At 69.4% G+C, this 25,464-nt stretch carries 16 protein-coding genes and 1 pseudogene; 7 read left to right on the top strand and 10 right to left on the bottom strand.

The annotated features are described in order from the left end of the window. Positions 1-336, bottom strand: a pseudogene (locus FMP39_RS06610) (hypothetical protein); the annotation flags it as partial. A gap of 92 nt (positions 337-428) precedes the next feature. Next, on the bottom strand, positions 429-1,997 hold the full coding sequence (locus FMP39_RS06605) for a hypothetical protein (protein ID WP_194858266.1): 1,569 nt from the start codon (positions 1,995-1,997) through the stop codon (positions 429-431). Between the two features lie 174 nt (positions 1,998-2,171). Between FMP39_RS06605 and FMP39_RS06600 the strand changes: the two genes are divergently transcribed. Continuing rightward, positions 2,172-2,540 carry a metallothionein gene (locus tag FMP39_RS06600; protein ID WP_141589127.1) on the top strand — a complete coding sequence of 123 codons (369 nt, stop codon included), beginning with the start codon at positions 2,172-2,174 and terminating at the stop codon, positions 2,538-2,540. Here FMP39_RS06600 and FMP39_RS06595 read toward each other — a convergent pair. The 3 genes from FMP39_RS06595 to nadA all read right to left on the bottom strand — a co-directional run bounded on the left by FMP39_RS06595 (position 2,533) and on the right by nadA (position 5,016). Then, a complete protein-coding gene (locus FMP39_RS06595) occupies positions 2,533-3,345 on the bottom strand; it encodes a class I SAM-dependent methyltransferase (protein WP_228557721.1) in 813 nt (270 codons plus the stop codon). The genes FMP39_RS06600 and FMP39_RS06595 overlap by 8 nt on opposite strands. Positions 3,346-3,405: 60 nt before the next feature. Continuing rightward, positions 3,406-4,005: a hypothetical protein gene (locus tag FMP39_RS06590; protein WP_141589126.1), complete on the bottom strand. Its 600-nt coding sequence runs from the start codon at positions 4,003-4,005 to the stop codon at positions 3,406-3,408. Positions 4,006-4,083: 78 nt separating this feature from the next. Further along, positions 4,084-5,016: a quinolinate synthase NadA gene (gene nadA, locus FMP39_RS06585; protein WP_141589125.1), complete on the bottom strand. Its 933-nt coding sequence runs from the start codon at positions 5,014-5,016 to the stop codon at positions 4,084-4,086. A gap of 355 nt (positions 5,017-5,371) precedes the next feature. Here nadA and FMP39_RS06580 point away from each other — a divergent pair, with 355 nt between their 5' ends. The 4 genes from FMP39_RS06580 (at position 5,372) to FMP39_RS06565 (ending at position 13,027) form a co-directional block, all read left to right on the top strand. Further along, positions 5,372-7,786, top strand: coding sequence for a hypothetical protein (locus FMP39_RS06580; protein ID WP_141589124.1), 2,415 nt, complete (start codon positions 5,372-5,374; stop codon positions 7,784-7,786). Beyond that, positions 7,783-8,571 (top strand): methyltransferase domain-containing protein, encoded by a 789-nt coding sequence (locus FMP39_RS06575; protein ID WP_141589123.1) that lies wholly within the window; start codon positions 7,783-7,785, stop codon positions 8,569-8,571. Before FMP39_RS06580 ends, FMP39_RS06575 begins: the two co-directional genes overlap by 4 nt. Continuing rightward, positions 8,568-11,480 carry an ATP-binding protein gene (locus FMP39_RS06570; RefSeq protein ID WP_141589122.1) on the top strand — a complete coding sequence of 971 codons (2,913 nt, stop codon included), beginning with the start codon at positions 8,568-8,570 and terminating at the stop codon, positions 11,478-11,480. Before FMP39_RS06575 ends, FMP39_RS06570 begins: the two co-directional genes overlap by 4 nt. A gap of 158 nt (positions 11,481-11,638) precedes the next feature. Further along, positions 11,639-13,027 carry a peptide MFS transporter gene (locus tag FMP39_RS06565; RefSeq protein WP_141589121.1) on the top strand — a complete coding sequence of 463 codons (1,389 nt, stop codon included), beginning with the start codon at positions 11,639-11,641 and terminating at the stop codon, positions 13,025-13,027. 157 nt (positions 13,028-13,184) lie between these two features. Here the strand turns inward: FMP39_RS06565 and FMP39_RS06560 are convergent, their stop codons facing one another. Further along, positions 13,185-14,639: a POT family MFS transporter gene (locus tag FMP39_RS06560; protein ID WP_141589120.1), complete on the bottom strand. Its 1,455-nt coding sequence runs from the start codon at positions 14,637-14,639 to the stop codon at positions 13,185-13,187. Positions 14,640-14,993: 354 nt separating this feature from the next. After that, positions 14,994-17,894, bottom strand: coding sequence for an excinuclease ABC subunit UvrA (gene uvrA, locus FMP39_RS06555; protein ID WP_141589119.1), 2,901 nt, complete (start codon positions 17,892-17,894; stop codon positions 14,994-14,996). 453 nt (positions 17,895-18,347) lie between these two features. Between uvrA and FMP39_RS06550 the strand changes: the two genes are divergently transcribed. Further along, positions 18,348-21,293 carry a choice-of-anchor D domain-containing protein gene (locus FMP39_RS06550; RefSeq protein WP_141589118.1) on the top strand — a complete coding sequence of 982 codons (2,946 nt, stop codon included), beginning with the start codon at positions 18,348-18,350 and terminating at the stop codon, positions 21,291-21,293. Between the two features lie 60 nt (positions 21,294-21,353). Here FMP39_RS06550 and ogt read toward each other — a convergent pair whose 3' ends face one another. Together ogt and FMP39_RS06540 are read right to left on the bottom strand one after the other, a co-directional pair. Next, positions 21,354-21,881: a methylated-DNA--[protein]-cysteine S-methyltransferase gene (gene ogt / locus FMP39_RS06545; RefSeq protein WP_141589117.1), complete on the bottom strand. Its 528-nt coding sequence runs from the start codon at positions 21,879-21,881 to the stop codon at positions 21,354-21,356. After that, entirely contained in the window at positions 21,835-23,427 is a 1,593-nt protein-coding gene (locus FMP39_RS06540) for an AlkA N-terminal domain-containing protein (RefSeq protein WP_141589116.1), read from the bottom strand. Before FMP39_RS06540 ends, ogt begins: the two co-directional genes overlap by 47 nt. Positions 23,428-23,621: 194 nt before the next feature. Between FMP39_RS06540 and FMP39_RS06535 the strand changes: the two genes are divergently transcribed. Continuing rightward, complete coding sequence (locus tag FMP39_RS06535) at positions 23,622-24,554, top strand: metallophosphoesterase (RefSeq protein ID WP_141589115.1); 933 nt, start codon at positions 23,622-23,624, stop codon at positions 24,552-24,554. Here the strand turns inward: FMP39_RS06535 and FMP39_RS06530 are convergent. Next, entirely contained in the window at positions 24,551-25,459 is a 909-nt protein-coding gene (locus tag FMP39_RS06530; RefSeq protein ID WP_141589114.1) for a phosphatase PAP2 family protein, read from the bottom strand. The two genes, FMP39_RS06535 and FMP39_RS06530, sit on opposite strands and share 4 nt — an antisense overlap. Positions 25,460-25,464: the final 5 nt, after the last annotated feature.

Below are 25,464 nucleotides of genomic sequence, written 5' to 3'. Positions count from 1 at the left end.
GGGCGGCTCGGCCGGGGCGGCACGCGCGGGCCCGGCCACGGCGACGCCCCGCGAGCGAAGCTGGTACAGCGCCTTCTTCGCGGCCTTGGCCAGGGGCTTCACCGACGAGGACGCCAGGGCCTCCGGCAGGACGGTGTGCCCGTCCGACACGGCGGCCTCGAGCACGGCCAGGGCCAGGGGCTCCGGAAGGGCCTCCACGCGCGCGAGGGCGGCCTGGGACACGTCGCGCGCCAGAGCGCGGGCGGACTCCACCGCTTCGGCGGGAAAGGCGGGCAGCGGCGCGCCGGAGCGCAAGGCGTCCAGCAGGGAGCGAGGGTCCGAAGAGGAGGAACTCATACCGGACCTTCTACTGCACGGCGCCCGCCCCGGGGCATGCCCCGCGCGGGGATTGCGCCCACCAGGTCACAGTGCCGCGAGCGGCGGAGGACTCAGCGCCGGCGCACCAGCGCGCTCTTGCCCGGCTCCGCCACCACGGCCAGCTCGGATTGGAGCCGCGGACCGAACACTCGCGACGGCGACGCACCGCGGACGAGGAAGTGGTCGTACCAGACGCCCTGCCGCTCGTAGTCCATCTGCTGCGGCCGCCATTCGGAGGGGAAGGTGGGGGGCTCCTCGCCGGTGTAGCGCAGCGGGGAGTGCGGCGTGGACGCGAAGGTGAAGTTGGGCACGCCACCGCGCGCCCGGGCCAGCACCGCCGCGCTGTGGATGAAGACGGGCTGTCGCACCACCCGGGAGCCGGGGTCGAACATCAACCCCATGACACGGGGGCGCGGGGCGGTGGCGGCCACCAGCGGCCCCCATTCGGCCTGCGCCTCCCGAGAGAAGGCGCGGTAGCCGCGCGCCATGACGAAAGCCAGCACCAGTGCGCACGCCAGGGCGGCGACGCGCAGGGGCCTCCGCCACGCGGGGATGGCCGCCGGGACGGTGGCCACCAGGAGCGCGGCGGCCAGGTGCGCGTAGCGCGTGTTGAGGTAGTAGACGTAGCCTCGGATGTCGAAGGGCAGCAGAAAGTAGAGCGCCAGGGCCAGCAGGCCCAGCCCCATCAGCCGCGAGCGCGCCACCAGGCCCTGGGTGGCGGAGCGCTCCGGCCGCAGCAGCCCCGCGACCCAGCCCGCCACCGCCACCGCGCCCACGGCGTACAGGGCCCACCGGTCCGAGCCATCCCGGAAGGTGTTGGCGAGCACCTGGAAGAACTCGGCGCGGTTCTGCTCGAAGCCCTTCCACGCCAGGTTCTGTGGAGAGAACGTGGGCCCCCACGCCTTCCAGGGCACCCCGGGCTGGATGTCCGCGGGCTCGCCGAAGCGAAGCACCACCCAGCCGAGGAACAGCGCGACCCCGGGCACCACCCCCAGCAGCGCGGGCACGCGAGGCCGCAGCCGCGCGGCGAGCCCACGGGCCTGTGCGTCCTCGGGCACCGGCGTGGTGAGCAGCAGCAAGGGTAGCCCGAAGGCGAGGAACCCGAAGGCCTGCACGTGGAAGAGAAGCACCGCCACCAGGCACACCGCCAACCCGATGCCCCACGTCCGGCGGCGGGGTGTGTCCTCCAGCGTCCGCACGAAGAGGCCGCAGCACAGCAGCGTCAGCGGCAGCGCGGCGCAGTAGTTGATGAAGCCCCAGTTGAAGCTGTCGCCGTAGGCGAAGGGCAGCGCCAGCAGGGCGGGCCAGGTGGGCCGGCCCAGGCTGCGCAGCAGGAATCCGAGGCTGAGCGGCAGGCCCACCACGTAGGCGGAGAGGAAGACGCGGTTGGCCATCTCCAGCGGCAGCAGCCAGTTGAGACCGCTGACCAGGTAGTAGTAGCCCAGGTACGGCGTCAGCGCGTGACGCGCGGCGAACAGCTGCGGGTACAGCGTGGTGGGGTCATCCAGCCGGTGCAGGACGGAGATGAGGTACAGGTGCTGGGGCAGGTCCACCAGGGGCAGGTGGCGCGACACCCACAGGGGGAGCACCCCCAGGACGAGCGCGGCGGCATGGACGAGGCGGGAGTGTCGGGGCGTCACGGACGTCGCGGACTGTACGCGGCGCCTCCCTGCACGGCGAGCCGTCCTTGCAACCCGGCCAGCGCCTGTTTTCCAGGTAGACAAAGGTATGGCTGTCGGCCTTGGCAGTCGGGGAGGGCTGCGGTATAGGCGCCGTTTGAGCAGGGGCGCCTGGAGTGCCCCGAGGAGAGCAACATGACGCGCATCGGAATGTGGGTGGCCGGAGGGCTGATGGCGAGCGGCCTGCTCCTGGCACCGGGCGCGGCGGAGGCCTGCGAGGCCCACCGGCGTCCGGCCCCGGAAGCGAAGGCCGCGGAAGCCACGCCGAAGGCTGTCGACCCCTCCACCAGTGGCGTGGAGCGCCCGTTGGATGTGCTGGACTCGCTCATGGCCGCCAAGTGCCAGTGCGGCAGCAAGGCGGACTGCACGTGCAAGAAGGGTTCGTGCGACTGCAGCAAGTGCAAGAAGCCCAAGCGCCAGGTGATGGACGCGCTGCGCGGCCAGCCCGCGAACCTGCAGCTTGACGAGGCGCGCTACGACGCGTCCGCGGGCATCTTCATCTAGGCGTCTGGGCGGAGCCCTTCTCCGCCTTCACCACCAGCAGCGACGGCAGGGACACGCGCTCGAAGCGCACGAAGCCCGCCGCCGCGGCCTCCCGGCGCAATTCGGCCTCCCCACGTGGATGCAGGCCCACGCCGCGGTGGAGCAGCGCCCGAGGCGCTCCCGGCGAAGCGTAGGTGCTGGCCACCCAGCGGCCTCCGGGACGCAGCACGCGGTGGACCTCCATCATCATCCGGGGCAGGTCTGCGACGAAGGGCAGCGCGTCACTCATCAGCACCGCGCCCAGCACACCGTCGTGGAAGGGGAGGTAGGGGGCTTCGGCGCGCAGGAAGTCCACGGCGACGCCGGCCTCGCGCACCTGGGCCACGCCCTCTTCCAGCATGGCGCGGGACACGTCGAGCGCGGCCACGGGCGGCGCGTCGGGCTCATGGGCCAGCCGCCGCGCGAGCAGCCCCGTGCCGCAGCCCACGTCCAACACGGTGCCTTCGGGTTTGCCCAGGAGGCTGCGGTAGAGGACGAACTCGCTGTCGCCATCCAGCGGCTGGCGGGTGAGGGCGCGCTGGAGCACGGGGCGCATGTAGCGCTCATAGGAGCGCGCCACCCAGCGCTGCTCCATGCCACGTTGCAGCGGGCCGGACGCGGCGGGGTCCACCACCAGGTCGGCGACGCCCTCGGCCACCGGGTGGCTGGCGCCGCACGCCTGGCAGCGCAGCGGGCCGAAGAAGAGCACCGGGGCGTCTACCTCCGGCTGGAGGGCGCCACGCCGGCACCGGGGACATCGCAGGAGAGGGACGAGCGCGCGCCGCATGGGGCCGGCAAGGCTACCGTCCCCCGTGCGGCGCGAGAACCCGTTTTCCGCCGGCCGCCGTCAGGCCGAGGGCGGCGGGCGTGGCACGCGCTTGTCCTCGGCCACCAGCACCGGCCAGCCGCGGGCCATTGCCTCGCGGAAGAAGGCGGCCAGCTCCTTGCGGCTGTGATTCACCGCGCCCAGGAACGGGTCGATGAGGGACTCCTCACCCAGGCTGCGCGTGGCCGCCAGCTCCACCGGCGTGCCGCAGCGCTCGCAGCGGATGGACACCTGGCGCACCAGGGCCACCGGCACCGCGTACCGGGCGCCGCAATCTCCGCACTTCCACACCAGGGCGCGCTCACCCGCCTCGCGGCGCGCCAGGTTCTCCAACTCGTCCGCCAGCCGCAGCAGCGCCGGGAGGTCCTGGGGAGGATGCGCGAAGATGGCGGATGGGCCGAAGCCCGTCTCGGGCGCGCCCAGCGACGGAGGGCGGTCCCCCTGTAGCAGGATGCGCAGCCTGTCCTTGGCTCGCATGTCTCGGAATTCAGCGCCGGTGAGCGCGCGCTCCACCGCCTCATGGACCGGAGGCAGCTCCGGCTCGAGGCGCTCATCGTCCGGCAACGTCTGGGGGAAGTTCACCAGTCGGTGCGCGGGGACTGCGAGGAATCGGAAGGCCACGGTGGCTCCATCGCATTGTGCTTCGCGGGGTGCAAGACGCGAGTTGGCAAATGTCCGCTGCTGCCGTTCATCCGCAGACTACTGAGACCAGTCCAGCATGCGTTGCAGCGGCGCGCGAGCACCCTCGCGCAGGTCTTCGGGCATGGTCAGCTCGGGCGTGCGCTCCTTCATGCATCGCCAGAGTTTCTCCAGCGTGTTCAGCCGCATGTACGGGCACTCATTGCACGCGCAGCCGTTGTCCGGCGGCGCGGGAATGAACGTCTTGTTCGGCGCGGCCCGCTTCATCTGGTGGATGATGCCCGCCTCCGTCACCACGATGAACTGCTGCTTCGGACTACGCACCGCGTAATCCAGAATCGCCTTGGTGGAGCCGATGAAGTCCGCGTGGCGCAGCACCGCCTGCTCACACTCGGGGTGGGCCACCACTTCCGCTTCCGGGTGCTCCACCTTCAGCTGTACCAGTTTCTTCTCGCTGAAGATTTCGTGGACGATGCAGCTGCCCGGCCACAGCACCATGTCGCGGCCCGTCTGTTTCATCACGTAGCGGCCCAGGTGCTGGTCCGGCGCGAAGAGAATCTGCCGGTCCTTCGGCACCTGGTTCACGATTTTCACCGCGTTGGACGACGTGCAGATGACGTCGCTCATGGCCTTCACCGCGGCGGAGCTGTTGACGTAGCTCACCACGAAGGCGTTCGGGTGTTTGTCCTTGAACGCCTTGAAGGCTCCCGGCGGGCACCGGTCCGACAGCGAACAGCCGGCCTTGAGGTCCGGCAGCAGCACCTGCCGGGACGGATTGAGAATCTTCGCCGTCTCCGCCATGAAATGGACGCCGCAGAAGACGATGACGTCTGCCTTCGTGTTCGCCGCGGCTTGCGCCAGCGCGAGGCTGTCTCCCACGAAGTCCGCGAGGTCCTGAACTTCGCTCTCCTGGTAATAGTGCGCCAGGATGACTGCGTTCATGGAACGCTTGAACTCCTGGATTTCCTTCGCGTAGTCGACTTCGGCGCGCATGGCACCTCCCGAGTCCCACCTTTAACCGGGACTTGAAGTGCCGGCCAGGGTGCGGTTTGCCCCACTTCGCTGATGCCCGGGTGGCCGCGAATCAGGCGGGCGGCCCTTTTCCAACATCCGCCCTGTCCTCATGCTGGGGCACTCCCTTCCCCATGAGGTCCGGTAAGATGGCGAGCCGGGCCGGACGCCGCGCATGCGGTTCGGCCATTGCATCTGGGAACTTCGAACCACGGGGGGGAATGTGAGGGGTCGCCGTCGGAAGCTCCGGCGGGGCGGTGGAGGCTGGCGGTCACATTCCGACCCGTGAAGTGGTTCATCCGGGGGCAGGCGGCTCTGACCCGGTGGAGGAGGACATATGACCGTGACGACGCGCGCAGTGCTGGTCGTGCATCCGGAGGCGGAGCGTCGTGGACGGCTCCGCGCCTTGCTGGATGGCTACGAAGTGCTCGAGGCCTCCAACCGGCAGGAGGCGGTCGAATTCCTCACGAAAACCGCTCCCGCGCTGGTGTTGACGCATCCGGACATTTTTCCCCGGTTGTTGAAGGATCTGGAGCGCTACACCCCGCGCTCCATCCGCGCGGTGCTCTGCCCCAGGGACAATGCGCAGGCCCACCACAGCCTGGTGGACGTGGCCGCCGCGGGGCACATGTTCTTCACGCTGGAGGATGACCCCAGCCCGGCGCTGCGCCGCGCCGTCCAGGAGTTGCTGGAGCTTCGCGAGTCCGAGCGCCGCGAGCCGCACGGCGTCCTGGAGGCCTGCTTCACGGCGGATGGCACGACGTTCCGCGCGCGGCTTCTCGACGTGGCCACGGGAGGACTGGGCCTGCGCCTGGAGTCCAGCGTGCGCATCGAGCGGCTCACGCCGGGCACGGAGCTGGAAGGGCTCCAGGTGCTGCGCGGCGACACGCTGGTGCTGCGCGCCGGCCATGCCACGGTGCGCATGGTGCGCCCGCTGCGCGCGCACGAAGGCCAGGGCTTCCACCTGGGCGTGTCGCTGGAGCGCCCCGTGGAGCACGCGCGCTCTTCCGCCGCGCCGCTGCTCAACGACTCGGTGCGCATCCGCGGCCTGCTGCGCCGCGCCGTGCGCGCGGGGGTGGGCTTCGGGCTGCGCACGCACGAAGGCAACCGGTTGGTGGACTTCTCCCGCGCGGAGGTGCTGCCAGAGGAGTCTCGCTTGGTGCTGTGCGAGCAGTCGCAGCCGGGCACGCTCTTCCATCCAGGAGACGTGGTGCGGCTGTGCCTGGACTTTGGCGGCGTGTGCCATGTGGGCACCACGGCGGTGCTGAACTCGGAGCCGAACCAGGTGGAGGTGGCCCTGCCGCGCACGCTGAGCCTGCACCACCGCCGCAACAGCCTGCGCTTCCGCTCCTCCGCAGAGCGGCCCTTCGCGGTGTCCTTCAATTCGCCGCTGACGGGGGAGGCCATCGTCCGCCCGCTGTTGGATTTGCACACCGGCGGCTTTGCCTTTCCCTTCGACGCGGGCCGGGAGGCCTTTCCGCCGGGGCTGGTGCTGGACGACGTGATGCTGCAGTTGCCAGACGGCACGCGCTCGCGCTGCCGCGCCCAGGTGCAGGACACCGGGCAGCTCACGGTGACGGAGGAGGGCGCCAGCATGAGCCGCCCGCGCCGCTGCGGCCTGCGCATCCTGGAGCTGGCGCCGGAGGCCCGCGCCGCCATCCTGGACGCCTTCATCAAGGCGCGGTGTCCCGACGCGCGTGATGCGTCCGAACTACCCTTCTCCGACGTGTGGGACCTGTTCCGCTCCGCGGACGTCCGCTTTCCCGACTACCCCTTCCACGAGACGGCGACGCCCGAGCCGCTGGTGGACGCGCACCAGCGGCTGGGCAACGGCATCCACGGCCTGTCCAAGGCCATCGTCTATCAGCGCGAGGGCCGCCTCTACGGCCACATCTCCGGGCTGCGCATCTACTCGCGCACCTGGCTGTCGCAGCACCTGGTGGTGCGGCCGGGCTACCACCGGCACGAATCCATCTCCCAGGAACTGGTGGCGCTCGCGGCCGACTATGCGGAGAGCCTGGACGACGTGGAGTACCTGCGCGCGCTGTGGCGCTGCCGCAACCGGTGGACGTCGCGAATCTACGGCGCCATCGCCAGCCGGTTGGAGCGCCCGGGCCTGAGCTGCCTGCATGCCTTCACGCCGTGCCGGCTCCCCGTGGACGCCGCGTTGCCGCCGCCTCGGAGCGATTTGCGCGTGCGCCCCGCGGAGACGTCCGACCTGCGCTGGCTGGAGCAGCACCTGCGGGAGACGCAGGACGTGGTGCGGCTGCGCAGCTCGGACCTGGTGGAGGGCGAGATGACCATGGGGACGCTGGGCGGGCGCTACTCGGACGCGCGGCTGCGGCGCTCGCGCAGCATCGCCATGGTCGAGGGCAAGGACGGGCCCCAGGGGTTCGTCCTCATGGAGGACTCGTCGCCCGGTCTCTTCTGGGCGGAGTGGTACAACGCCTTCTCACTCGTCATGGTGGAGCCGGATGCACGGGAAGCGGATGCCGTGCGCCAGGCGCTGGTGACACACGCGGTGGCGAACTCGGCCCGGCGGGGCCGCTCCACCGCGGAGTGCCTGGCCTCGGACGCGGACCTGCCCGCCCTGGAGGCACTGGGTTTCCACAACCTGGGCAAGGTGATGGAGTTCACGGCCCACCGCCGGCTCGTGCGTGACTGGAATGCCTACCTGCTCGCCGTCTTCGAGCGGCTGGCGGTCCATGGCCGGGGGGGGAGCCGGGTGGATGACAAGGACATCGCGGCATGACCTACCTGATGGAGTCGGCCCAGGAGGTGCATCGCCTGCAAGCGCAGGCGAGCGCCACCTCCTACGCGGAGCGGCTGAGGCTCACCGGCCTGAGGCCCGGGGACGCCGCACTGGATGTGGGCTGCGGTCCCGGCGTCATCACCTCGGAGATGCTGGACGTGGTGGGGCCGCACGGCCGCGTGGTGGGCATCGAGCCGCAGCCCGCACACCTGGCGGCGGCCCGGGGACTGCTGGCGGGCAGGCCCAACGTGGAGCTTTGTCAGGGCGCGCTGCCGGATACACATCTGCCCGCCGACCACTTCGACTACGTCTGGTGCCAGTACGTCTTCGAGTACCTGGGAGAGCCGGGCCCCGCGCTGGCGGAGCTGGTGCGCGTGGTCCGCCCCGGTGGGCGCGTGGTGGTGGCGGACATCGACGGGGTGGGGCTGTGGAACTGGCCCTTTCCGGAGGACCTCCAGGAGGAGAGCCAGAAGCTGCTCGCCGCCCTGCGCGCGGCGCGCTTCGACCTGCACGCGGGCCGCAAGCTGTTCCACCTGTTCCGCAAGGCCGGGTTGGTGGATGTGCGCGTGCACATCTCCCCGTTCTACGTGGCGGCGGGCGCGGTGGACGCGCGGCTCCGCGAGGACTGGGTCATCCGCTTCCGGACGCTGCGCCCGCTCGCCGAGCCCTTCTTCGGGGGCGCCGGCCCCTATGACGCTTTCTGTGAACGCTTCCTCGCACTCCTGGACGACGCCGACACCCTCAAATATGCGATGGTGTTGACGACCGAAGGAGTGAAGCGTTGACCGTCCCCGCGGAACTGGCCTCCGCACCGTCAGCCCCCGACACACCCGAGCTGAGTGTCCGGATGCTGCGCAGCGTGATGTTGTACTACGAGCGGACCTACGGCCGGGACCGACTGGTGCGAGTGTGGCAGCGCGAGGCGTTGCCGCTGACGTTGGCGTACGTGGAGACGCTCACCAACTTCGTCTCCGTGGGGTTCACCGAGCGCCTCTTCGACGTGCTCGACAAGGACTCCGGTGATCCGGACTTCATGACGAAGGCGGGGCGCAGCATCGCCAGTCCGGAGGCGGTGGGCTTCCTCTATTACATGATGAAGGCGCTGGCCACGCCGCGCAGCGTCTACGAGCGCGCGCTGGAGCTGGACCACACGTACAACCGGGTGGGCGGCTTCCACATCGACACGCTCACCGACTCGCGGGTGAAGGTGCGCTACGTCAGCCGCATCCGTGAAAGAGATCGCAACTTCTGCCGCGCGCGCCAGGGCAACCTGTCCGCGTTCCCCGCCATCTGGAACCTGCCCCTGGCGGAGGTGAAGGAGCTGCGCTGCCAGGTGGATGGAGCGGACTGCTGCGAGTACGACATCCGCTGGCAGAGCCTGCCGCCCCTGGCGTGGCGCTACATCGTGGGCGGCATGGCGGGCATGGTGGCCGGCCTGGTGTCGGGCACGTTGAACCTGGCGCCCCCCATCTTCGCGGTCAGCTCACTGGGCATGGTGGGCGTGGCGGCGGGGGCGTGGCTGGACACGCGGGCGGCCCTGCTGCGCAAGGACGAGAAGCTGTCGGAGCAGCACCAGGGCCTGCAGACGTCCCTGGAGGACCTGCAGCGGCGCAACGAGGAAATCTTCGCCGCCAACAAGGCGCTCGAGGACCGCGTGGCCGAGCGGACGCAGGAGCTGTCCGAGGCCAATACGAAGTTGGAGGCGTCGCTCACGCGGCAGCAGGAGCTGGACCGCCTCAAGAGCGAGTTCTTCGACAACGTCAGCCACGAGCTGCGCACGCCGCTCACGCTCATCCTGCTGACGCTGGAGGCGCTGGCGAAGGAGGCGGAGTCACTGCCGCCCGAATTGCCTCCGCTGGTGACGAACATGGAGCGCAGCGCGCAGCGCCTGCTGCGGCTCATCAACAACCTGCTGGACCTGGCGCAACTGGAGTCGGGCAAGGCGCGGCTGCGCTACCAGCCGCTAGAGCTGTTCGGCTTCCTGAGCACGGTGGTGCCGCCGTTCCACACCATGGCGGAGCGGCAGGGCGTGACGCTGCGGCTGGAGGGTTCCACGGTGACGCCCGTCCACGTGGACCACGAGCGCATCGACATCGTCTTCCAGAACCTGCTCGGCAACGCGCTGAAGTTCACCCAGAAGGGTGGGGTGACGGTGCGCGTGCGCGAGGACGACTTGGAGGTGCACGTCGAGGTGGAGGACTCCGGCCAGGGCATCGCCCCGCAGGACATCCCCGTCATCTTCGACCGCTTCTCCCAGGCGGATAACAGCGGCACCCGGCGCTTTGGTGGCTCGGGCATTGGCCTGGCGCTGGTGAAGGAGACGCTGGAGCTGCACGCCGGCGGCATCTCCGTGACGAGCGAACTGGGGCAGGGCTCCGTCTTCCACGTGCGGCTGCCCAAGGGGACCGCGCACATCCGCGAGGATTTGCGCGAGCGCCGTCAGGCCGTCATGCCCGTGCGGCGCGAGCGCCGCATCTCCGGGGCCTTCCCCTCGCTGGAGCCGACGGGGGCGGATGTCCTGGGCGCGTCGCCTCCTCCGGCCAGGGACCACGCGGGGCCGGGGCCCGAGTCGCCCCGCATCATGGTGGTGGAGGATGACCCGGAGATTCGGAGCTTCCTCGCCCGGCTGCTGGCCCAGCACTACCGGGTGATGGAGGCCATCAACGGCGACGACGGGCGCCAGCGCGCGCTGCGCGAGCGGCCGGACCTCATCCTGTCGGACGTGATGATGCCCGTCATGTCCGGTCTGCAGATGCTGACCGCCCTGCGCAATGACCCGCAGACGGTGGACATCCCCGTCATCCTCCTCACCGCGCGCCAGGAGGTGACGGCCAAGGTGGAGGGCCTGGGCACCGGGGCCAATGACTACCTGGGCAAGCCCTTCAGCCCGAACGAGCTGCTGGCGCGCATCGAAACCCAGTTGCGCCTGCGCGAGGCGGCCGTGCGCGCCGCGGAGAACGAGCGGCTGGCGGCCATCGGCCTGCTCACGTCCGGCTTCGCGCATGAGGTGCGCAATCCGCTCAACGGGCTGATGAACGCGCTGCTGCCGCTCAAGGACATGCTGACGGGTGGCTCCGCCGACGTGGAGCTGAGCAAGGCCATGCTGGAGGTGGTGGAGGAGTGTGGCCAGCGCATCCGCCACCTGGCCGAGTCCCTGCTCTCCTTCACGCGGACCAGCGAGTCCCCGGTGGTGCTGTCCCTGGACTCGTCGCTGGACTCCACCCTGAGCGTGCTGGCGTGGAAGGTGCCGTCGGGCGTCAAGGTGGAGCGCGCGTACCACTGCAGCGAGCCCATCCGGGGCAACCCAGGCGCCCTGAACCAGGTGTGGCTCAACCTCCTGGACAACGCCCTGCGCGCGGTGGGCGACAAGGGCCGCGTGCGCATCTCCACGGCCAGCACGGCGGAGGAGGCCATCGTCACCATCGGTGATGACGGGGTGGGCATCCGCCCGGAGGACATGGAGCGGCTCTTCCAGCCCTTCTTCTCCACCCGCGCGGCGGGCGAGGGGACGGGGTTGGGATTGGCGCTCAGCCGCCGCATCATCATCCAGCACGGCGGGACCATCGACCTGAGCAGTGTTCCGGGGGAGGGCACGCAGGTGGAGGTCCGCCTGCCGCTGCGCCCCGTGGCGCCCCGTGTCACGGGAGGCATGCCCGACCTCGCGTCCGAGCCGCGCGTCGGCCGCCTGGGCTGACGCAGGACGCAAAGGCCCCGCCCGAGCCCACGGCGTCCGGGCGACGGAGAAGGGGAATTCCCTACCCGCTCAGGTGTCCTCCTGGGCACGGCCCGCGTGTCTGCTACAGTCACGCTCCTTTTTCGTCGCACCTCTCCTTTTTCAAGGAAACGACCTGCATGCAAGGCACCGTAGCCGCGGTTGACGCCCGCAAGGGGCACCCGCGAGGGCTCTACCTCCTGTTCTTCACTGAGATGTGGGAGCGCATGTCCTATTACGGCATGCGTGGCCTGCTCGTGCTCTTCCTCACGAGCAAGGTCAACGGAGGCTTTGGCTGGTCCGACGCGGATGCACTCAGTCTCTACGGCACCTATACGGGCCTGGTGTACCTGACGCCCATCGCCGGTGGCTTCATCGCGGACCGCTACATGGGGCAGCGCCGGGCGGTGGTGCTCGGTGGCGTGTTGATGATGATAGGCCACCTCGTCCTGGCGCTCCCCAGCGTGACGATGTTCTACGCGGGCCTGGGATTCCTCATCATCGGCAACGGCTTCTTCAAGCCGAACATCTCCACCATGGTGGGCGGGCTGTACGCGCCCGGTGATGGCCGCCGCGACAGCGCCTTCACCATCTTCTACATGGGCATCAACCTGGGCGCGGTGCTCGGCAACTTCATCTGCGGCACGCTGGGCGAGCGCGTGGGCTGGCACTGGGGCTTCGGCGCCGCCGGCGTGGGCATGTTCCTGGGCCTGGTCGCCTTCCTGTCGCTGCAGAGCAAGCTGCTGGGGACGGTGGGCCTGGTGCCGGAGAAGATGGTGGCCGCCGCCGAGGCGACGCCGGGCACTCCGGAGAAGAAGGGTTTCACCCGCGAAGAGATCGACCGCATCCTCGTCATCTTCATCATGGCGCTTTTCGTCGTCGCCTTCTGGACGGGGTTCGAGCAGGCCGGCGGTTTGATGAACCTCTACACGGACGCGAAGGTGGACCGCAGCATCCTGGGCTGGGAAGTGCCCACGACCTGGTTCCAGAACTTCAACTCCATCTTCATCGTCACGCTGGCGCCGGTTTTCGCCGGCCTGTGGAGTTGGCTGTCCGCGCGCGGCAAGGCTCCGAGCATCCCGGTGAAGATGAGCATGGGCCTGCTGTTCCTCTCCGCCGGCTTCCTCTTCATGCTGGGCGCCTCCAGCGAGAGCGCCTCGACGGGCAAGGCGGCGGCGTGGTGGGTGGTGATGGCCTACCTGCTGCACACCATGGGTGAGCTGTGCCTGTCGCCCGTGGGCCTGTCCATGGTGACCAAGGTGGCGCCGGCGCGCATCGTCTCCGCGATGATGGGCGTGTGGTTCCTCGCGAACGCGGCGGCGAACAAGCTGGCCGGCGTCTTCGGCGGGTACTCGGGGAGGCTGGGCGAGTTCCGCGTGTTCCTCTTCATCACCGTGGGGACGGGCATCGCTGGCGTGCTGCTGCTCGTCGTGTCGCCCATCCTCAAGCGGATGATGCACGGCACGGACGAGGTGAAGCCCGCCGCGCCCACCCCCGAGCAGCAGGGCAGCTCGGTGGCGGCGGCCTGAGCGGTCGCGAACTCCCCGCTGATTGAAGTCCAGACGCCGGCGTCCCGATGGGGGCGCCGGCGTTTCTGTTCGCGGACCGCTGGCGCCACGTTTGAAACACAAACGCCGGCACACCTCATGGGTGCACCGGCGTTCACTGCGCGGGCTGACCGCCTGGCTACGCGGACTTCGCCGAGCCGGGAGTCACACCGGCAGCGGAGCGCTCCTCGGTGGGGATGGGCGCGGACGTCTGGTAGTAGTCGCGCACCACGTAGCGGCGGGCCACCAGGGCCATTCCCACTGCGGCCACCAGGGCGAAGCCGGCATAGAAGAAGAACTGCCCGGAGCCCGTGAAGACGTTGAGCTTCGCGGTGATGGCCACCGCCGCGTTGGCCAGCGTGTTCGTCACCAGCCACACGCTCTGGATGGTGCCCTTCATCTCGCGCGGGGCCTGCGTGTACGCGAACTCCAGGCCCGTGGTGGACATCAGGATTTCGCCCAGCGTCAGGACGATGTACGGCAGAATCTGCCACGCGATGTTCAGCGTCGTGCCGCCTTCCATGGTGACCTGGAAGATGCCGGCGATGATGAAGGACAGCGCGCCCACCACCAGCCCCAGGGGCATGCGCCGCAGCGGCGTCAGCTCCCAGCCGAAGCGCTGGAAGGCCGGGTAGACGACGGCCGTCAGGAAGGGGATGAGAATCATCACCAGCAGCGGGTTGATGAACTGCATCTGGCTGGCCTGGAAGGTGAACGGCCCCACCTGCGGGTCCATGGACCGGGCCTGCACCACCCACGTGGACGCCTTCTGGTCGAAGAGCATCCAGAAGAAGGGCACGAAGGGGAGCAGCAGCGCGCTCACCCGGAACACCGCCTTCACGCCGTCCACGGCCTCCTCGGGGTGCTCCCGCTTCGCGCCGTCCAGCCAGCCGCCGCCCTGGCCGCGGTTGCGCAGCGCGCTGGCCACCACCTTGAAGAAGCTGTGCGGGTTGGCGCCCGTGGCCGGCACCCGGACGTACTTGTGACGGCCCGCCCAGAAGATGAACGTCGCGATGAACATCAGCACCCCGGGGATGCCGAAGGCCACCGACGGCCCGAAGTGCTTGAGCAGCAGCGGGATGAACAACGACGCGAAGAACGAGCCGAAGTTGATGGTCCAGTAGAAGATGGCGAAGACCTTCTTCACCAGGTGGCTGTTGGACTCATTGAACTGGTCCCCCACCATGGCCGCCACGCAGGGCTTGATGCCGCCACTGCCAATGGCGATGAGCGCCAGGCCCGTGAAGAACCCCGTGACGTTGTTCTCGAAGACGGCGAGGCACGCGTGGCCCAGGCAGTAGACCAGGCTCAGCCCCAGGATGATGCGGTACTTCCCGAAGAACCGGTCCGCCAGGTAGCCGCCGATGAGCGGGAAGAAGTACACGCCCGCCATGAACGTGTGCATCAGGCTCTTCGCTTCGGCCTCGCGCAGCGCGTTGTCCGGTATCTGCGTGCGCAGCAGGTAGTCGATGAGGAACACCGTGAGGATGTTCCGCATCCCGTAGAAGCTGAAGCGCTCACACGCCTCGTTACCGATGATGAAGGGGATTTGCGGCGGGAACTTGTTGCTCTGCGCGGCGGGTGCCTGGGCCATACGACGGGGTGCTCCCTCGTGACGAAAGGTGGGGGCTCCTAGATTCCGAGAAGTCGCACCCTACCCAACGGGCCGCCGGGACTCCACCGAACGAAAGGGGCCCGCCGCGCCACCCGGCGCTTTCCTGGCCGCACCCACGCCGGAAATCTCCCGCACGACTGCCTGCGTCATTCCGATGGGCGTGTGTGTTTGTTGATACAACTCAAGTCGCCTGGCTGAGTTTGACAGGCATTGGAATATCCCTATCATTTCCCATGATGTCTTTCCTCCAAGGTGGTGCGAGGGGATGGGGGTGAATGAAGGCACCCCCGTCCCCCCGCTCCATTTTCCCAGGAGGCATTGCGCGGTGCGTCGTCAGCCCCGCGCGCCCTTCTTCACGGGCACCGGGTCGTCCACTCGCACGCCCACGCGGGCCCTGCGGGCCTTGGTCAGCACGTGGCCCAGGTAGCGGCCGGTGTGGCTGCCTTCGACCTCGGCGACCTGCTCGGGCGTGCCAGCGGCCAGAATCCTGCCGCCGCCCGCGCCGCCCTCGGGGCCCAGGTCGATGATCCAATCCGCGCTCTTGATGACGTCCAGGTTGTGCTCGATGACGAGCACGCTGTTGCCTGCCTCCACCAGTCGGTTGAGCACGGACAGCAGTTTGCGGATGTCCTCGAAGTGCAGGCCGGTGGTGGGCTCGTCGAGGATGTAGAGGGTGCGGCCGGTGGCCACGCGCGCCAGCTCGCGGGCCAGCTTGATGCGCTGGGCCTCGCCGCCGGACAGGGTGGGGGAGGGCTGCCCCAGGCGGATGTAGCCCAGGCCGACGTCATGGAGCGTCTGCAGAACCCGCATGATGTCGCGGTGCGCACCGAAGTGCTCCATCGCCTCGCGCACGCTCATGTCGAGCACCTCGGCGATGTTCTTCCCCTTGTAGCGCACGCGCAGGGTGGCCTCGTTGAAGCGCTTGCCGGCGCAGACCTCGCAGGGCACGTAGACGTCCGCCAGGAAGTGCATCTCCACCAGCTTCACGCCGTCGCCTTCGCACGCCTCGCAGCGGCCGCCCTTGATGTTGAAGCTGAAGCGGCCCGGCCCGTAGCCGAACGCGCGCGCCTCGGGCGTCATCGCGAACACCTCGCGGATGTTGTCGAAGAGCTTGGTGTACGTGGCCGGGTTGCTGCGCGGCGTGCGGCCGATGGGGCGCTGGTCGATGTCGATGACCTTGTCCAGGTGCTCCATGCCCAGCACGGCCTTGTGCTTGCCCGGGGATTCACGGCTCTCGTAGAGGTGCCGCGCCAGGGCCGGGAAGAGAATCTCGTTGATGAGCGTGGACTTGCCCGCCCCGGACACGCCGGTAATCGCGCTGAAGACGCCCAGCGGAATCTCCGCGTCCACGTTCTTCAGGTTGTTCTCCTGCGCCCCCTGGATGACCAGCTTGCGCTTCGGGTCCGGCTTGCGGCGCTCCTGTGGAATCTCGATTTCCTGCCGCCCGGAGAGGTACGCGCCGGTGGAGCTGGCCTCGTTCGCCATGACCTGCTCCGGCGTGCCCTGGGCCACCACCTGGCCGCCCAGCTCGCCTGCGCCCGGACCGAAGTCCACCAGCCAGTCCGCCTCCTCCATCGTCTCCTCGTCGTGCTCCACGACGATGACGGAGTTGCCCAAATCCCGCAGGCGCTTGAGGGTCAGCAGCAGCTTGCCGTTGTCGCGCTGGTGCAGGCCGATGGAGGGCTCATCCAGGATGTAGATGACGCCCGTCAGCTCACTGCCCATCTGCGACGCCAGCCGGATGCGCTGGCTCTCACCGCCCGACAGGGTGGACGCGGTCCGGTCCAGCATCAGGTAGCCCAGGCCCACGTCCACCAGGAAGGACAGGCGGCTGCGAATCTCCTTCAGCAGCTCGGTGGCGATCTTCCGCTCGTGCGCGGACAGGGCCATGTCGCCCAGGAAGCCCAGTGAGTCGGAGATGGTCAGCCGGCTCAGCTCGACGATGCTGCGCCCGTGCACCTTCACCGCGCGGCTCTCCGGCTTCAGGCGCTCGCCTTTGCAGGACGGGCAGGGCTTGTCGCTGAAGTACTTCTGGAGCTCGGTGCGGCGCGCCTCGGAGGTGGTCGTCTTGAAGTTGCGCATCATGCGCTCGACCAGTCCCTCCCATTCCATCTTGTACTTGCCGCCCTCGCCCCACGCGACGGTGAAGGACTTGCCGCTGGCGCCGTACATCAGCGTGTCCTTCTCGCGCTTGCTCAGCTTCGCGTAGGGCACGTCCAGATCGATCTTGAAGGCCTTGGCCAGGCTCTCCACGAAGTCGGCCGTCCAGCCCTCGCCGCGGTTCATGCTGCCGGCCCACGGTTCGATGGCGCCATCGCGGATGCTGCGTGACGTGTCCGGGACGATGAGGTCCGGGTCCATCTCCGGCTTGGTGCCCAGACCGTTGCAGTCCGTGCACATGCCCAGGGGGTTGTTGAAGGAGAAGGACGCGGGCGTCAAATCACCGAAGGACAGGCCGCACTTGGCGCAGGCATTGAGCTCGGACATCACCCGGTCGGAGGCGAGCGTGCCCTTCTCGTCGGTGATGATGAGCGTGCCCTTGCCCTCGCGCAGCGCCGTCTCCACGGAGTCGGTGAGGCGCGTCTTCACGTCCGGCTTGAGCACCACGCGGTCGATGACGAGCGCGATGTCGTGCTTGGACTTCTTGTCCAGCTCGATGCGCTCTTCCAGGCTCTTGAGCGCGCCGTCGATGCGGGCACGGGAGAAGCCGCGCTTCTGGGCCTCGGCGAGCAGGTCCTTGTGCTCGCCCTTGCGGTTCGTCACCAGCGGCGCCAGCACCTGGAGCTTGGTGCCCGCGGGGGCCTTGAGGATTTCATCGACAATCTGCTGCGCGCTCTGCTTGCCCACCTTCACGCCACAGTTGGGGCAATGCTGCACTCCGATGGAGGCATAAAGCACCCGCAGGTAGTCGTGCACTTCCGTGACGGTGCCCACCGTGGAGCGGGGGTTGTTGCTGGCCGCCTTCTGCTCGATGGAGATGGTGGGCGACAGGCCGCGAATGGTGTCGTACTTCGGCTTCTCCATCTGCCCCAGGAACTGCCGGGCGTAGGCGGAGAGGCTCTCCACGTAGCGGCGCTGGCCTTCCGCGTAGAGGGTGTCGAAGGCGAGCGAGCTCTTGCCCGAACCAGACACGCCGGTGAAGACGACGAGCTTTTTCTTGGGAATGTCCAAGGAGACGTTCTTGAGGTTGTGCTCCTTGGCGCCTCTGAGGGAAATGACGTCGGGCTCGGACATGGGCGGGCGATCTACCACTGAATAAGTGTTCCGGTAGGGGGAAACATGCCGGAACCGCACTGGATGCAGGGGAACGTCCTGGGTTGCGCTCCGCATCCCACATCTGGCGACCCCTCAGGCGGGGAGGCGTCCCTGAAATCCTCGGGCCCCTCCGGGTCCACTCAGAGTGGGCGAAGCCGCGACGCCTGGCTGCCTGCCCCGCCCAGACGGAGGATTCGTCTGTGTGGCACCTGGAGTTCCTGAAGGAATTTCAGGAGTGTCCTGCGAAAGGACACCCGCATTTCCCGGGTGGGCTCTGGCGTTTCCCTGCGAGGTCAGAGGGGTGCCGCGTGGGAGCGCCCCTCGCCTCTCTGTGGGCGGACCGGGCACCGGGGTTGCAAAGGGCCCCCCGCTGAGCCGTGAGGTGAACCAGGGTGTGTTCCTGGCGTCTCCCGGTGGGGCGGGGAGGACGTTATGCGCAGGGCGTTTGGGCTGGTGGCATTGGTAGCGGTGATGGTGGCGGGAGGGGCGTGTGAACGGCCCGCCTCTCAGAGGGCAAAGAGCGCCTTCGTCGTCCGGCCTGAGACTGTGGACTTCGGTCCCGCGGCGCTGGGGCATACCAAGACGTTCAAGCTGCGAATCGCCAATGCGGGCCGGGCTTCCTATCGTGTGGAAGGCGCCGTCTCCAGCGTGCCCAACGTCAACATTCCCCCCTTCGAGCCCTTCATCCTGTCCGCGGGTGGCGAGCAGGACATCGAAATCCACTTCCTGCCGCAGGTAGAGGGCGAGATTCAGGGCGTGGTGGAAATCATCACGGACGCGGAGGTCGGTGGGCGCGTGCCGGTGTCCGGGCGCGGCGTGAAGGCCTTCATCGAGGTGCCCTCGGAGGCGCTCGATTTCGGCAACGTGGCCATGGGCCTGGTGGAGATGCGCGAGGTGACGGTGCGCAACCCATCGGACGTGGACAGTCCGCTGACGCTGTCGGTGCAGGGCACGGACGCCGACCAGTTCACCGCCGGGCAGGGCCTGCCCTCCTCGCTGGCTCCGGGCGAGGCGTTGGTGGTGCCTGTGGCCTACGCCCCGCGCCGGCTGGGCGCGGCCGAGGCGGCGCTGCACGTGGTGGTGTGTGACGGGTGTGCGCCGGCGGTGGTGCCGCTAACGGGCACGGGCGTGGCGTCCAGGCTGGAGGTGACGCCGCTGCGCGTGGACTTCGGGCGCGTGGCGCTGGGGGCCACGGCGGAGCAGGTCATCACCGTGCGCAACCAGGGCACGCAGCCGCTGAGCTTCTCGGGCTCGCAGTTGGTGGACAGCTCGGAGGGCGTCTTCCACATCGCCAGTGAGCCGGTGGTGGCCAACGGGCAGTTGGCGCCGGGCGCGGCGGTGGAGCTGCGCGTGGCCTTCACGCCAGCGGCGGTGGGCAAGGTGCGTGACGGGCGGGTGGAGATTGGCGTGCGCGAGCAGGGCTCCAGCGCGCCGGGCCCCAAGGTGTCGCTGGCGGGTGAAGGTGGCGGCTCGTGCGTGACGGTGCTGCCTCGGCGACTGGCTTTTGGCACGGTGGCGGAGGGCATGACGGCGACGCGCGACGTCACCGTCTACAACCGTTGCCGTGAGGACGTGAGCGTCACCGACCTCCAACTCGACACGCACCAGGGCGGCTACTTCACCCTGGCCCAGGCGCCCGCCAGCGTGATGGTGCCCGCGGGGCAGAATGCCCGGGTGAGCGTCACCTTCCGGCCCAAGGCGGGGAACACGGGCGCCAGCCAGGGACAGCTCTCCGTCACGGTGCGTGACAGCGGCTCCGCGGCCACGGAGGCGGTGGCGCTGGAGGGGCGCAGCCGGGTGTTCGCGCCGTGCCAGTACGTGCTGCCCCAGCAACTGGACTTCGGCAAGGTGCCGGTGGGCGCGGAGGTGGCGCTGGGGGTGACGCTGCGGAACTCGGGCACGGAGGCGTGCTACCTGGCGTCGATGCAGCTCGCCCAGGGTTCGGACGGGGTGTTCTCCGCGTCTCCCGTGCGCAACGGCGTGCTGGAGCCGGGCGCGAAGGCGACGCTGCTGGTCCGCTTCAAGCCGTCCGAAGAAGGAGGCTTCTCGGGGCTGGCCGAGGCCTGGGTGAACAGCCCCACGCAGGGACACCCGCTGGTGGAGCTGCGGGGCGAGGGCGTCGTGGGGTGCTTCGCGGTGCAGCCCACCACGGTGGACTTCGGCCTCACCAAGCTGGCGTGCGGCCCGCGCACTCGGGAGTTGGTGGCCGTGAACTCGTGCGTCGGGCCCATCCAGGTGAGCCAGGTGGCGTTCGACGCGGGCGCGGGCGAGTTCACCCTGGATGGTGGCGGCAACGCCCCGTGGACCCTGGCGAGCCAGAGCACGCGTCCGCTGTCGGCGACGTACGCCCCGGTGGATGACGGTGCTGACACCGCGGCGTTGCGTTTCACCCTGGCGGACGGCTCCGTCTACACGGTGGGCATGGTCGGACAGGGCGTGACGAAGGCGGAGCAGACGGACCGCTTCTTCCAGGAGTCACAGGCGAAGGTGGACGTGCTCTTCGTGGTCGACAACTCGGGGTCGATGATGGAGGAGCAGCAGAGCCTGGGGCAGAACTTCGCGGCCTTCCTGAGCGCGGCGGACGGCGCCGCGGTGGACTACCGCATCGGCGTCACCACCACGGGCCTGGACCCGTCGCCGGGCGGCTGGTCCGAGTGCCCGGGCGGCTCGCAGGGCGGAGACAATGGCCGCCTGTTCCCCGTGGACGGCTCCCGGCCGCGCATCATCACCCCGGCGACGCCGGATGCCGCGGGCGTCTTCGCCAGCAACACCCGCGTGGGTGTCTGCCATTGGAACGAGCAGGGACTGGAGGCCGCCTACCGCGCGTTGGCGGACCCGCTGCTCTACAACGAGGATGACCCGCGCACCGCGCAGCCCAACGACGGCAACGCGGGCTTCCTGCGCGAGGATGCCCGCCTGGCCATCATCTTCGTGTCGGACGAGGAAGACTTCAGCGCGCAGCCGGTGTCCTTCTACGAGACGTACCTGCTGGCGCTGAAGGGCAATGACCGCTCGAAGCTGAGCGTCAATGCCATCGTCGGGCCAGCGGACCTGGCCCGGTGCCCCACGTCCAGCAGCTCGGGCAGCCGCTACATCCAACTGGCGGAGGCCACGGGCGGCGTGGTGGAAAGCATCTGCACGCCGAACTGGGCCAGCTCGTTGGAGAAGCTGTCCGACAGCACCTTTGGCGCGAACCGCAAGTTTCCCCTGTCCGAGACGCCGGAAGATCCGGGCAGCATCGTCGTCGATGTGGACGGCGTCCGCGTGACGTCCGGCTGGGAGTACGACGCCCGCGAGAATGCCATCCTCTTCGACCGTGCCTCGGCCCCCGAGGCGGGCTCGTTGGTGGAGGTGACGTACCCGCTGGGCTGCGGCTGAGCCCGCGCCGAGCGTGATGCCGCCGGGCGTCTTGTCTTCAGGACGAGGCGTCCGACGGCATCAGCGCGTTGATGGCTGCGTCGTCCCGCGCGATGCATGGCGGCGCTCGTGGTCGAGCAGCCATTGCTTGCGTTCCAGGCCCCCGCCGTAGCCCGTCAGCGACGCGTTGGCCCCCACCACCCGGTGGCAGGGGACCACCACGCCGATCGGGTTGGCGCCGTTGGCCATGCCCACGGCGCGCACGGCCTTGGGCCGTCCGATTCGCTGGGCCAGTTGGCCGTAGCTGGTCGTGGAGCCCGCGGGGATGTCACGCAGCGCGCGCCAGACTTCTCGCTGGAAGGGCGTGCCCGCGGTGGCCACGGGCAGCGATTCGATGACGCTGATGTCTCCGCGCAGATAGGTCTGCATCGCCGTCGTCCTGCCGAACGGGTCGCTCGCGGGAACGAGCACATAGCCATTCTCGCCGTAGTGAAGCCGCAGCAGCCGGAGCATCCGAGGCTCGTACTCCTCCCAGTCGAGCGCGCGAAGGCAGCCCGCTTCGTCACAGACGACCAGCATCAAGCCGATGGGCGTGGGGGCGCGGTCCATGAGCAAACGCAGCGGCGGGGGCATCGTCATCTCTCTGTCGCGTAGGGGAACGGGGAAGGTGGGGGACGGGCCCGGGCCGAGCGGCATCCGCGGCCCAGAGGTGCTGCGCGGCATAGGCTCGCCAGGGGCTCCAGGCCTCGGAGCGGCGGAGCGCTTCATCCGGAGCGGGACGCACGCCGTCGGCGCCCGTGAGCGCGCGCAGCAGCGCGACATCCGCCGAAGGGAAGGCATCCGTTTCGCGCACGGCGCGCAGCGCGATGTACTGCGCCGTCCAGTCTCCAATGCCGGGGATGCGTTTGAAGCGTTCCACGGTCTCCTCGAGCGTGGCGCGCGGCTGGAACAGTCTCGGGTCCGCGACGGCCGCGGCGGCCAGGCTCGACAAGGTCCGGGCCCTTGCGGCGGGCATCCCGAGCGAGCTCAAGTCCTCCCGCGCCAGTCTCTCCGGCCGAGGGAAGCTGTGCGTCAGACGCGCGTCTCCCGTCGATTCGACGCCAGCGGGCTCGCCATACGCCGCGACCAGCCGCGCACCCAGGCCGCGCGCCGCGGCGACCGTGACTTGCTGTCCCAACACGGCCCGGACCGCGAGCTCGAAGCCGTCCCAGCCTCCCGGTGCCCTCAGCCCCGGTCTCAGGGCCACCAGCGGCGCCAGCCAGGCGTCGCGGGACAGGTGTTCCCGGATGACGTCCATGTCCGCGCCCACGTCGAAGACGCGCCGGACCTGCCCCACCACTGTGGGCAGGGCCTGGACCTGGGGGAGGCGGAGCGTCGCGAGCAACCCGTCGCGTCCAGGGGCTCGGCAGACTTCGACGGCGCCGGGACCGCCTGCGGTCGCCACCGTCCGCCGGTAGCGCCCGGCCTCGAGGTGCTCCAGTCCCGGCAGGGCCCGCGCCTCCAGGTGCGCCAGCATCGCCTCCCAGTCATAGGGGGGCTGGTAGGGGATGAAGAGTGTGACTCCCGCGGCGGCTTCGGCCACTGGCGCCCGGCTCCTGCGGAGCGCGCTGGGCGGCCGTCCGTAGAGGGCGCGGAACACGTCGTTGAAGCGGCGGACGCTGCGGAACCCCGAGGCCAGTGCCACCTCGGCCATGGGCAGGGTCGTCTCGTGCAGGAGTTGCCGGGCGAACAGCACGCGCCGCGTCTGGGCGACGGCTACGGGCGAGGCCCCCAGGTGCTGCTGGAACAACCGCCGCAACTGCCGGTCGCCCACGCCCAGCCGGCCCGCGAGCTCCTCCACCCCGGCGCCGTCGTCATCCAGGCCGCCCTCGGCGATGAGCGCCAGGGCCCGGGCGACGGTGTTGGAGGTGCCCCGCCAGAAGGCGAGGTCCGGTGACGTCTCCGGGCGGCAGCGCAGGCAGGGCCGGTAGCCTGCCTCCTGGGCCCCGGCGGCGCTCGGATAGAAGGTGCAGTTCTCGAACCGGGGCGTCCGGGCCGGGCAGATGGGTCGGCAATAGATGCGCGTCGTTCGGACGGCGGTGAAGAACCGGCCGTCGAAGCGGGCATCTCGGGTCTGCATCGCGCGGTAGCACGCGCTGGCGTCCAGGCCGTTCATGGAGGGCAAACTCCCATACCGGGTGGCCGCTGTCTGGCCGCTTTCGGACTTCAATGGCACGGGTTGGACGGGGTGCGTCATCCTTCGCGCCCGGGGTTTGGCCGCCTGGGGAGGTTGCGTTCTGTCAGGCATTGGCGACATGAGATGATCTCGACTCGACAGGGCGGTACGGCGCGTGCAGCCTTTCAAGCAAGATGCCGGAACCCCTACTTGTCGCGGCCGTGGGCGACATCCATGGCCGCTTCCACCGTGTGGAGACGTGGCTGGACGCGCTTGAGCAGGCTCGTGGCCGCCGGGTGGACCTGGTGCTGGCGGTAGGCGACGTCGAAGCCTTCCGCCGCGCGGATGACCACCGGCGCAAGGCCGCCAAGCGAGCCATGCCCGCCGAGTTCGCGGAATACGCGGATGGACTCCGGCAAGTGAAGCGGCCCCTGTACTTCATCGGGGGCAACAACGAGGACTTCGAGGCGCTGCACGACCTCCAGCTGGGCGGCACGCTGGCGCCGAACGTGACGTACCTGGGCCGAGCCGGGGTTCGCGAGCTGTGCGGACTGCGGGTGGCGTACCTGTCGGGCATCCACGCGCCGCGCTTCGTCGACCAGCCGCTGAAGCCACCCTCCACGCCGGACATGGTGAAGCAGGCCGGCTACTTCCGCACGCCAGAGGTCGAACAGGTGGCGGAGCTCCGCGACGTGGACCTGATGCTGGTCCACGAATGGCCGCGAGGCATCGTCCAGCGCGCGAGGGAGGAGAACCCGTCACCGCCAAGGCCGTTGCCCTCGTATTGGATTGGCAATCCCGTGACGCGGCGGCTCGTGGACACGGTGTTGCCGAAGTGGATGCTGTGCGGCCACTCGCACAAGGGCTTCGCGGTGACGCTGGAGGGCCCGGGACGTCCGGCCACCCGCATCGCCTGCCTGGACCAGGCGGCCAGGGCCCAGGAGTCCATCTTCTGGTTGGAGTACGAGGACCGTCAGGCCCTGCGCGCGGGCTGGGGTGTGACGGGCGCCGTCTCATGGACCGCCGGCCAGCGCTGGGACATGAGCTCGCTGCCCCCGCTGGCCGCAGAGGGAGAGGGCGCCCCCGCGGAGTTTGGCCTCGGAGAGGCGATGCCGGCGCGGAACTAGAAGGTGCCGGAGATGCCCATCATCCGCGCGCTGGCCACGGGCGCCATCTGGATCTGCCCTGACTGGATGTTCGGCGTGGCCTCGCCCTTCCGGCCATGGAGCAGCAGGGGCACGGCGACGCCGACCGCCGAGCCGAGCAATGCGCCGGTGGCCACGTCCGTGAGGTAGTGCTTGTCGGCGCCCATGCGCAGCAGGCCCACGGAGGTGGCCACGGGCAGGCCCACCGCCCAGAGCCACGCCTGGTGCTTGTAGCCGCGCAGCGCTGCGACAGTGCCCGCGGACACCACCAGCGAGAAGGCGAGGTTGGTGTGGCCGCTGTAGAAGGACAGGTTGTTGTCGCTGGGATGGTCGGTGAGCGCCTTCTGGTCCTCGGGCAGGATGTGGACGAAGGGTCGCTCGCGACCGGCGATGAACTTCACCGTCTGGTTCGCCAGGGAGGCGAACAACGCGCTCTGGACGATGATGGTGGCGTCCTGGGCGAAGTAGCGACTCGGAGCGCCCGAGCCATGGCCGATGGCGTACTGGATGCCCAGCACTCCCGCCGGCAGCGCGCCGAAGCCGACGATGTTGCTCCAGTTGTGGGCCCGTTTGCGAGCGGACGGCGTCGACCCGACGATGCCGCGTCCCCAGCGGTCCAGCCGGTTGAGGCGGTCCGTCCCATCCGGCGCGCGGTCGCACCAGCGGCACTGCGCCGGGGCCAGGTTGTCTTTGAAGAACGCCTCGCTGGAAATCCACAGCACGCCCGCCACGCCGGTGCTGACGCCATCCCGGGTCCAGTCGAAGCGGAGCTCATGGAGCCGCGGCTCGTCCGAGCCGCCTTGCGCGGCGGCGGGGGCGAAGGGGACGACGCTCAGCAGGACGGCAATGGCAAACGCTCGATAAGGGAGGCGCACGGCTGGCAGCATAGGGG

This window comes from Myxococcus sp. AB056, assembly GCF_006547365.1.
Classification (GTDB): Bacteria; Myxococcota; Myxococcia; order Myxococcales; family Myxococcaceae; genus Myxococcus; species Myxococcus virescens.
The sequence above is the reverse complement of the archived record's forward strand: the minus strand, read 5'-3'. Positions and strand labels throughout refer to the sequence as shown.

Excerpts from the sequence above, each read along its gene's own strand:
- FMP39_RS06600 (WP_141589127.1), top strand. The coding sequence starts at position 2,172 with ATGACGCGCATCGGAATGTGGGTGGCCGGAGGGCTGATGGCGAGCGGC.
- FMP39_RS06595 (WP_228557721.1), bottom strand. The coding sequence starts at position 3,345 with ATGCGGCGCGCGCTCGTCCCTCTCCTGCGATGTCCCCGGTGCCGGCGT.
- nadA (WP_141589125.1), bottom strand. The coding sequence starts at position 5,016 with ATGCGCGCCGAAGTCGACTACGCGAAGGAAATCCAGGAGTTCAAGCGT.
- FMP39_RS06580 (WP_141589124.1), top strand. The coding sequence starts at position 5,372 with ATGACCGTGACGACGCGCGCAGTGCTGGTCGTGCATCCGGAGGCGGAG.
- FMP39_RS06575 (WP_141589123.1), top strand. The coding sequence starts at position 7,783 with ATGACCTACCTGATGGAGTCGGCCCAGGAGGTGCATCGCCTGCAAGCG.
- FMP39_RS06565 (WP_141589121.1), top strand. The coding sequence starts at position 11,639 with ATGCAAGGCACCGTAGCCGCGGTTGACGCCCGCAAGGGGCACCCGCGA.
- FMP39_RS06560 (WP_141589120.1), bottom strand. The coding sequence starts at position 14,639 with ATGGCCCAGGCACCCGCCGCGCAGAGCAACAAGTTCCCGCCGCAAATC.
- uvrA (WP_141589119.1), bottom strand. The coding sequence starts at position 17,894 with ATGTCCGAGCCCGACGTCATTTCCCTCAGAGGCGCCAAGGAGCACAAC.
- FMP39_RS06550 (WP_141589118.1), top strand. The coding sequence starts at position 18,348 with ATGCGCAGGGCGTTTGGGCTGGTGGCATTGGTAGCGGTGATGGTGGCG.
- ogt (WP_141589117.1), bottom strand. The coding sequence starts at position 21,881 with ATGGACCGCGCCCCCACGCCCATCGGCTTGATGCTGGTCGTCTGTGAC.
- FMP39_RS06540 (WP_141589116.1), bottom strand. The coding sequence starts at position 23,427 with ATGAACGGCCTGGACGCCAGCGCGTGCTACCGCGCGATGCAGACCCGA.
- FMP39_RS06535 (WP_141589115.1), top strand. The coding sequence starts at position 23,622 with ATGCCGGAACCCCTACTTGTCGCGGCCGTGGGCGACATCCATGGCCGC.
- FMP39_RS06530 (WP_141589114.1), bottom strand. The coding sequence starts at position 25,459 with ATGCTGCCAGCCGTGCGCCTCCCTTATCGAGCGTTTGCCATTGCCGTC.